This is a genomic window from Pseudomonas sp. GW821-FHT07E12 (assembly GCF_058986605.1).
In genome coordinates this window covers 120,847-128,536 of sequence record NZ_JBYSVX010000011.1, presented here as the reverse complement: position 1 = coordinate 128,536, position 7,690 = coordinate 120,847, and the positions used below count along the sequence as shown (strand labels likewise).

At 66.4% G+C, this 7,690-nt stretch carries 8 protein-coding genes; 6 read left to right on the top strand and 2 right to left on the bottom strand.

Translation table 11 applies throughout. The annotated features are described in order from the left end of the window. Positions 1-94: 94 nt before the first annotated feature. A complete protein-coding gene (locus AC3WJE_RS08835; protein WP_493730412.1) occupies positions 95-637 on the bottom strand; it encodes a DNA-3-methyladenine glycosylase I in 543 nt (180 codons plus the stop codon). A 135-nt stretch (positions 638-772) separates the two neighbouring features. On the opposite strand from AC3WJE_RS08835, the gene AC3WJE_RS08830 reads away from it, so the two are divergent. The 5 genes from AC3WJE_RS08830 to AC3WJE_RS08810 all read left to right on the top strand — a co-directional run bounded on the left by AC3WJE_RS08830 (position 773) and on the right by AC3WJE_RS08810 (position 5,997). Next, the gene (locus AC3WJE_RS08830; RefSeq protein WP_493730411.1) at positions 773-1,339 is read left to right on the top strand and encodes a YqgE/AlgH family protein; all 567 of its coding nucleotides are present in this window, start codon (positions 773-775) and stop codon (positions 1,337-1,339) included. Further along, entirely contained in the window at positions 1,332-1,793 is a 462-nt protein-coding gene (ruvX, locus tag AC3WJE_RS08825) for a Holliday junction resolvase RuvX (protein ID WP_493730410.1), read from the top strand. The genes AC3WJE_RS08830 and ruvX overlap by 8 nt, the downstream gene beginning before the upstream one ends. A gap of 25 nt (positions 1,794-1,818) precedes the next feature. Then, a complete protein-coding gene (locus AC3WJE_RS08820) occupies positions 1,819-2,757 on the top strand; it encodes an aspartate carbamoyltransferase catalytic subunit (protein ID WP_493730409.1) in 939 nt (312 codons plus the stop codon). Positions 2,758-3,076: 319 nt separating this feature from the next. Beyond that, complete coding sequence (locus tag AC3WJE_RS08815; protein ID WP_493730408.1) at positions 3,077-3,790, top strand: hypothetical protein; 714 nt, start codon at positions 3,077-3,079, stop codon at positions 3,788-3,790. A 212-nt stretch (positions 3,791-4,002) separates the two neighbouring features. Then, positions 4,003-5,997, top strand: a complete 1,995-nt coding sequence (locus AC3WJE_RS08810) for a M1 family metallopeptidase (RefSeq protein WP_493730407.1) — start codon at positions 4,003-4,005, stop codon at positions 5,995-5,997. Between the two features lie 568 nt (positions 5,998-6,565). Here the strand turns inward: AC3WJE_RS08810 and AC3WJE_RS08805 are convergent. Then, on the bottom strand, positions 6,566-6,736 hold the full coding sequence (locus AC3WJE_RS08805; protein ID WP_493730406.1) for a hypothetical protein: 171 nt from the start codon (positions 6,734-6,736) through the stop codon (positions 6,566-6,568). Between the two features lie 272 nt (positions 6,737-7,008). Here AC3WJE_RS08805 and AC3WJE_RS08800 point away from each other — a divergent pair, with 272 nt between their 5' ends. Next, positions 7,009-7,638, top strand: coding sequence for a LysE family translocator (locus AC3WJE_RS08800; RefSeq protein ID WP_493730405.1), 630 nt, complete (start codon positions 7,009-7,011; stop codon positions 7,636-7,638). The last annotated feature ends 52 nt before the right edge of the window (positions 7,639-7,690 follow it).

Below are 7,690 nucleotides of genomic sequence, written 5' to 3'. Positions count from 1 at the left end.
GAGATCTACACTGTTGGACATTCGTCGGCAGCGTCGGGTGGGTAGAAGAGACAGGGGCTTTACCGGTAAAGCCCCATCGCGGCTGAAGCCGCTCCTACAAAAGCGACTGCATCCATGGTGGGGCCAGCCTGGCGATGCGGGCGTACACCGGGCAGTCGGCGTGATGCGCGCCGGGCAGGTAGCCCAGGCTCATCAGGAATTCGCCGGTGATCTCGCCGCCGGTGAAGCGGAAGGTCTTCTTGAACCGCTTGACCCATTCCGGCTTGGACAACGGATGCTGGGCGTCCAGCCAGGCAGCGAAGCTTCCATGGGTTTCACGCAGCTGCTGGATCACCTGGGCATTGTGGATCGCCGCATGGACCTTCAGCCGGTTGCGGATGATCCCGGGATCGGCGAGCAGGCGGGTGATGTCGTCCTCGCCGAAGGCCGCCACCGTATCGACGTTGAAGCCGGCATAGGCGGCACGGAAGCCGTCGCGCTTCTTCAGGATCGTTTCCCAGCTCAGTCCGGCCTGATTGATTTCCAGGACCAGCCGCTCGAACAGTTCGGCCTCCTCGCGCTGTGGAAAGCCGTACTCATGCCCGTGGTAGTGGTCGTGCACCGGGTGGCCCGGTGCGATCGTGCAATATCCGCTCATCGGGCCATTGTAGGGGCTGCGATTCGTGGCGCCGAGCTGCTCGACAGGGGCTTTGCCGGGAGCGCTTCAGCCGGGCAGGCTCGGCGCTACGGACGCCTGTGCCCGCATCCACCAGTGGCCCCGTAGAATAGGCGCATGTCCGAGGCCCCCATCCATCTGACCCAGCAGTTGCTGATCGCGCTGCCAACCCTGTCCGATCCGCATTTCGCGCGCAGTGTGGTGCTGATCTGCCAGCACGACGACAGCGGCGCGATGGGCGTGGTGGTCAACCGTGCGTCCGAATACACCCTGGGCGAGGTGCTCTCGCAGATGGGCATCGGCACCGACGACGAGGTACTGCGCGAACAGATCGTGTTGGCGGGCGGGCCGGTGCATCCCGAGCGCGGGTTCGTGATCCACGACGACGCACGCGACTGGGATTCCAGCCTGGAGGTGAGCGAGGGGCTGTACCTGACCACCTCGCGCGACATCCTCGAAGCCATGGCCGAAGGCCGCGGTCCGCGCAACGCCATCGTCGCGCTCGGTTGCGCCGGCTGGGGCACCGGGCAGCTGGAATTCGAGATCGGCGAGAACAGCTGGCTGACCGCGCCGTCCGACGCGCAACTGCTGTTCGACATGCCGCTGGATGAGCGCTGGCAGGCCGCGGCCAGGCGTATCGGCGTGGACCTGTTCCGGATGACGGATTACAGCGGACATGCCTGAGCTGTCTTCGATCCATCCCGAGGCCACGGTGTTCGGTTTCGACGTCGGCTCCAAACGCATCGGCGTGGCGATCGGCAGCGCGCTTGGCGCGAGGGCGCTGGCGATGATCGAAGTGCGTGGCGACGGCCCAGACTGGGCCACGCTCGACCGGCTGCACAAGGATTGGCGCCCGACCGGCCTGGTGGTCGGCGATCCGCTCACGCTCGACGGCGAGGACCAGCCGGCGCGCCGGCGTGCGCATGCCTTCGGTCGCCAGTTGCGCGAGCGCTATCGGTTGCCGGTGGTGCTGGTCGACGAGCGTTCCAGCTCGGTCGAGGCCGCGCACCGTTTCGCCCAGGAGCGGGCCGAAGGCCGCAAGCGCCGTCGTGATGCCGAGGCGCTGGATGCGATGGCCGCTGCGGTCATCGTCGAGCGCTGGCTGTCGGCGCCCGACCAGGCCACCCCTCTTCCCTGATTCCCGACCTCACGTGATGACTCCCATGCAACTCGATTCGGACGGACGCCTGCGCCACCTGCTGACCCTGGAAGGCCTGCCGCGCGCCACCTTGCTGCAACTGCTCGATCGCGCCGGCCAGATCCGCGATGCCGCGGTCGGTCGTGTCGGCAAGCGCAGCGTGCTGGCCGGTACCGCGGTGTGCACGCTGTTCTTCGAACCGTCCACGCGTACCCGCAGCTCGTTCCAGCTGGCGGCGCAGCGGCTCGGTGCGGACGTGCTGAACTTCGACGCCTCGACCTCGTCCACCCGCAAGGGCGAGACCGATCGCGACACGATGAAGAACCTGGAGGCGATGGGCGTGCGCGGTTTCGTGGTGCGCCATCCCGAGGATGGGGCGGTCGAGCGCCTGGCCGCGGCGGCGGGCGAGGGCACGGCGCTGATCAACGCCGGTGACGGTCGCAGTGCGCATCCCACCCAGGGCCTGCTCGACATGCTGACGTTGCGCCAGACCAAGGGCGCGGACTTCTCGAAACTGAAGGTGGTGATCGTCGGCGACGTCAAACACTCGCGCGTGGCACGTTCGGATCTGGATGCGCTGCGCACGCTGGGCGCCGGCGAGATCCGCGTGTGCGGGCCGAAGTCGCTGCTGCCGGATGCCGACATGCTGCAAGGCTGCGTGGTCGGCGAGGACTTCGACGCGATGCTCGAAGGTGCCGACGCGCTGATGATGCTGCGCCTGCAGCGGGAGCGCATGGAGGAGGGGCTGGTGCCGTCGCTGGAGCAGTACCACGTGGAGTACGGCCTGAACGCCGAGCGCTTGCGTCGTGCCGCGCCTGATGCGGTCGTGCTGCATCCGGGCCCGATCAACCGGGGCGTGGAGATCACCGACGAGGTCGCCGACGGCCCGCAGTCGTGCGTGTTGCGTCAGGTGGCCAACGGTGTGGCGGTGCGGATGGCAGTGTTGGAGACGTTGTTGGGTTGAAGTTGGAGTGGCCGACATCCTTGGATGAGGTTGCTTGCTGGATGACACGCCCTGGAGCAACGCGAGCGTTTGCCGCTCTCGGACTCTGCCAGAGCGTTCGTCGGGGTCTGAGTGCTCGGCCCTTGGCGTCAGTTGCCGACTAAAAAGCGACCGTCGTCCCCGCCTTCGCGGGGACGACGGTTTTGTGGTCAGCTGAGAAATCCTGCCGGGTGTCAGGAAGTGGCCAGTCGAGTTGGCCCGATCCTTTCAACCCATCTTTCGCATCACCTCCACGCCCGATTCACCCACCCTGTGCGGAATCCCATTGCCCGGTTCCCACATGCGCAACCTCGATTTCAGCTCTTGGAGCGCGGTTCTCAGCACGCTGCTGGGACTGGTGCTGGTCTCGCTGGTGGCGGTCGGTATCCGCATGCTGGTCATGCAGACGATCCAGCGCCGGCGCGAGCGCGAGAATCGCCAGATCAACGAGCGGCTCAAGACCCTGATCGCGGCCTACAAGGTGCTCGGCGGCTCGTTTACCGGCGAGCTGGAAGTCGATCCATCGCACCGCCGTGACTTGCGCCGACGTGCCGAGCAGGCCCCGGCTGCCGAGCGCGAGGTGCTGCTGGCCGAATGGGCATCCGAGCGGCGCAGGCGGATCCGCGACGCGGTCGAAGCCGCGTTGTCCGACGTGATCCTGCTCGGCACCGAAGTCCAGGTGGAACTGGCGGCGCGCGCCGCACGCGACATGGTGGCGGGGCAGCCGGTGCGCACCCACGAGTTGGTGGTGTCGCTGCGGCAATTCATCCGGCAGGCGCTGGATCTGGAGCCGATTCCAGCGTCGTTGGAGATTCCCGAGCAAGGTCCGCTGCGGACAGCCGGAAGCGCTGGCAAGGGCGCAGGCGGTGACGGCGGCAAGAGTGGCGGCAGTGCGGGTGCCGGTGGTGGAGGTGGTGGAATGGGCGGTGCCGCGGGAGGTGCCGGGCTCGGCATGGGCGCTGGACTGGGGCTGGGACATCTCGGCGCCGATGACCCGCACTCCGGCGAGCACTGAGTCGCATGACGTGCCGGCCGGTTCGATAGGCGTGTCTGGTCCGAGGAAGTGCAGGCGTCTGCAACAAGCAACCGACACCTCGCGGCTTGCGTCGGCCACCGGTGCGGCACGCGGAAGCGGCTCCACGCCGCCACCAACGCATGCTTCTCATCCAAATGGGCATGACAGGATCTAAGATCGGCATCCCCCCTCCTGTTCGTGCGGTGATGTCCATGATCCGATCGCTGTCCGGTGGTTTGGCTGCTGCAGTGATGTTGTCCCTTGCCACCACGTCGTCGGCCGCGAATGCGCCGATTTCTGCCACGGACGGCTTCGATCCACTTGCGCTGTTCGCCCCGCTGCAACTGCCGGATGCGCCCAGCGCCTACCGCAGTGGTGGCGGTGTGCCGGGGCCGATGTTCTGGCAGAACCGCGCCGACTACGACCTGCACGCCACGATCGACCCGGCCACGCACACGCTGACTGGACAGGAGACGATCACCTATACCAACCACAGCCCGGACACGCTCGACGTGCTGTGGGTGCAACTGGACCAGAACATCTACCGTGCCGACGCGCGCGCCCGCGACGTGCGCGCGGCGCGCGCCGACCGGCAGCGCGGGGCGAACGAGACCACCGACGGCTTCCGCATCGCCAGTGTCGAAGTCGAGCTGGCCGGCAAGCGTCAGCCGGTCAAGTTCGTGGTCGATGACACCCGCATGCAGGTCACGCTGCCGCAGCCGCTGGCCGGCCAGGGCAAGGCGCTGAAGCTGCATATCAACTATGCCTACACCGTGCCCGGCACCTGGGGCGGGCGCACCGCGGTGACGCCGACCAGGAACGGCGAGATCTTCGAGGTCGCGCAGTGGTACCCGCGCATGGCGGTCTACGACGACCTGCGCGGATGGGACACGCAGCCCTACCTCGGCTCGGAGTTCTACCTCGAGTACGGCAGCTTCGACTACGCCGTCACCGTGCCGTGGAACTGGCTCGTGGTCGGCTCGGGCGAGCTGACCAACCCGCAGCAGGTGCTGACGTCGACCCAGCAGCAGCGGCTGGCGCAGGCCCGCAGCAGCCAGTCCACGGTGCTGATCCGCACGCCGGAAGAGGTCACCGATCCCGCCAGCCGGCCGACCCGCAGCGGTACCCAGACCTGGCGCTTCCACATGGATCACACCCGCGACGTGGCCTTCGCCGCTTCGCCGACCTTTGTCTGGGATGCGGCACGGATCAATCTGCCCGACGGCAAATCATCGCTGGCGATGTCGGTCTATCCGGTCGAAGGCGCCGACAACTGGAAGCGTTCCACCGAGTACGTGAAGGGCGTGGTCGAGCACTTCTCGCAGTGGTATCCGTACCCGTGGCCGGCGGCGATCAACCTCGGCGGTTACGGTGCCGGCATGGAGTACCCGGGCATCGTGTTCGATGGCTACGAGGACACCGGCAAGCCGCTGTTCTGGATCAGCGCGCACGAGATCGGCCATACCTGGTTCCCGATGATCGTCGGCTCCAACGAGCGCCGGCATGCGTTCATGGACGAAGGCTTCAACACCTTCATCGACGTCTACGCCTCCGACGCGTTCAACCACGGCGAATACGCGCCCAAGCGCGACAACGAATACGCGCCGAAGGGCGGCAATCCGGTCGAGGAAATCCTGCCGATGCTGGCCGATGCCAGCGCACCGACGCTGATGGACCAGGCCGACGCCATCAGCGAGAAGTACCGTCACCCGCTGACCTACTTCAAGGGTGCGCTGGGGCTGGTGCTGCTGCGCGAGCAGATCCTCGGCCCGGAGCGTTTTGATGCCGCGTTCCGCAAGTACATCGCGACCTGGGCCTTCAAGCACCCGACGCCGTCGGACTTCTTCCGGCTGATGCAGAGCGAGGCCGGCGAGGACCTGTCGTGGTGGTGGCGCGGCTGGTACTTCAACAACTGGCAGCTGGACATGGGCGTGGCCTCGGCCGAGTACGTCGAGCACGACCCGGCCAAGGGCGTGCTGATCACGCTGCTCAGCCGGCAGAAGCTGGTGATGCCGGCGACGCTGCGCATCGACCTGGCCGATGGCAGCCACCTCGATCGCCGCGTGCCGGTGGAAGCATGGCTGCAGCAGGCCGCGCCGAAGCTGCGGGTGCCGACCACGCAGAAGATCGTGCACATCACGCTCGATCCAGACGCCAAGCTGCCGGATGCCGACCGCAGCAACAACCGGATCGACGTGGTCGGCTGAACGCGGGACGGACCGAGGGAAGTCCCGTTACTTCCCCGGTCCATGTCACGTCTTTGACGAAACCGAGGGCGCGATATGTGATCGCGGCCCGGTCATGGGCGATGTGTTGGAGGGATGCTTCGACCGCTCCAATGACGGAGCATTTCGCCTTGAAGGAGATCTGTGATGGTTGCCAATCATCTGAAGGTCATGGGGGCAGCATTCGTGGGCTGCTCGGTTTTCCTCGGGATGTCGTCGGCTTCGGCACGTCCTAATTGCGATACGTGCATTCCTGCTTATGAAAGTTGTGTGGCGTCCGGAGCGAGCGATTGCGACGTGCGGTATGCCGTGTGCCTGGCCTGGTGTCCGGCGGTGGGAGCCAAGCTGACTCAGGTCATACCCGAGCCTCGCCAGGAAACGCCCCGGGAAACGAAGCTTCGTTTCACCCAGGACGTTGTTGCCGCGCGCTGAGACGGCACAGCCCCCGCCTTCGCGGCGGGGGCTGTTGTTGGGATCAGGCGGCCTCAGTACAGCGGCAACGTGGCCGGCTGAGGTGACGAAGGAATTGCAGGGCGGAGGAGGAGCGGCGTCAGGCTGACTTGCGCAGCGGCGTGTTTCCGAGTTTCTCGATCAGGCCGCCTGAACGTTCGAAGGCGTCGAGCTGGTTCTGGATCTGCTCGTGGACTACGCGCTTGTCTTCGCGCGGTTTGGAGTAGGTCTGGCCGGGTGGAACGGCCTTGGAGCTGCGCAGTGTCGTCATCGATACCTCGTGCGGTTACGAAACCAGAGTGACATCGGTGGTATTGCAGAACGGTGACCATCCATGCCGGGAGGCGTGACGCAGGTGGAAGCCCGGCATGCGTTGCACTCTCCGCTAGGTGATCCGGTGTGGCAATAGCCAGGACGCGATCCTGCAGTCCCGGGATGGGCATCGGCTACGCCGGCGCGCTCGTTTGTCCGGGAGGTGCCGCCGGCATTGCATCTCGGCGTCGCGTGCGCAGAATGGAGCGTCGCTGCGGCCGGAGCCATTCGATGAACCTGCATACCTGGTGGTTGTTCTTTGCGACGGTGTTCGTGCTGTCCGGAACACCGGGCCCGAACATGTTGCACGTGATGACACGCAGCGTGAGTTTCGGGATACGCAGGAGCGTGCTGGCGATGGCCGGGTGCCTGCTGGCGGTGTTGCTGGTGCTGGTGGCATCGGCGGCCGGGCTCGGCGCGGTGCTGCTGGCGGCGCCGCAGGTCTTCGAGATATTGCGCTATCTCGGCGCGGCCTACCTGATCTGGCTGGGCATCAAGGTCTGGCGCAGCGACGAGGCACCGCTGGACGTGGGCCAGCCGGCGGTTAGCGCATCGATGTCGAACATGCAGTTGTTCCGGGGCGGCCTGCTGATCGGGTTGAGCAATCCCAAGCTGCTGCTGTTCGCCACGGCGTTTTTCCCGCAGTTCGTCGTGCAGGGGCAGCCGCAATGGCCGCAGTTCGCGCTGCTGGTGGCGACCTTCGCCGCCTGCGAGCTGTTCTGGTATGCGGTGTACGGCCTGGGCGGTGGCTCGCTGCGTCGTTACCTGGCGAGGCCCGCGTTGCGGCGCTGGTTCGACCGCGTGACCGGGGCGATCTTCGTCGGTTTCGGCGTATTGCTGCTGCGCTTCCGCCCGCAATGAGGGGGGGGCGTACAAGTGACGCATCGCGTCCACCTGTGATGGCGTCCGGTAA

What these genes read in the sequence shown, in the direction of transcription:
- AC3WJE_RS08820 (WP_493730409.1), top strand. Translation starts at nt 1,819, where the DNA reads ATGCAACTCGATTCGGACGGACGCCTGCGCCACCTGCTGACCCTGGAA.
- AC3WJE_RS08800 (WP_493730405.1), top strand. Translation starts at nt 7,009, where the DNA reads ATGAACCTGCATACCTGGTGGTTGTTCTTTGCGACGGTGTTCGTGCTG.
- AC3WJE_RS08815 (WP_493730408.1), top strand. Translation starts at nt 3,077, where the DNA reads ATGCGCAACCTCGATTTCAGCTCTTGGAGCGCGGTTCTCAGCACGCTG.
- AC3WJE_RS08830 (WP_493730411.1), top strand. Translation starts at nt 773, where the DNA reads ATGTCCGAGGCCCCCATCCATCTGACCCAGCAGTTGCTGATCGCGCTG.
- AC3WJE_RS08810 (WP_493730407.1), top strand. Translation starts at nt 4,003, where the DNA reads ATGATCCGATCGCTGTCCGGTGGTTTGGCTGCTGCAGTGATGTTGTCC.
- AC3WJE_RS08835 (WP_493730412.1), bottom strand. Translation starts at nt 637, where the DNA reads ATGAGCGGATATTGCACGATCGCACCGGGCCACCCGGTGCACGACCAC.
- AC3WJE_RS08805 (WP_493730406.1), bottom strand. Translation starts at nt 6,736, where the DNA reads ATGACGACACTGCGCAGCTCCAAGGCCGTTCCACCCGGCCAGACCTAC.
- ruvX (WP_493730410.1), top strand. Translation starts at nt 1,332, where the DNA reads ATGCCTGAGCTGTCTTCGATCCATCCCGAGGCCACGGTGTTCGGTTTC.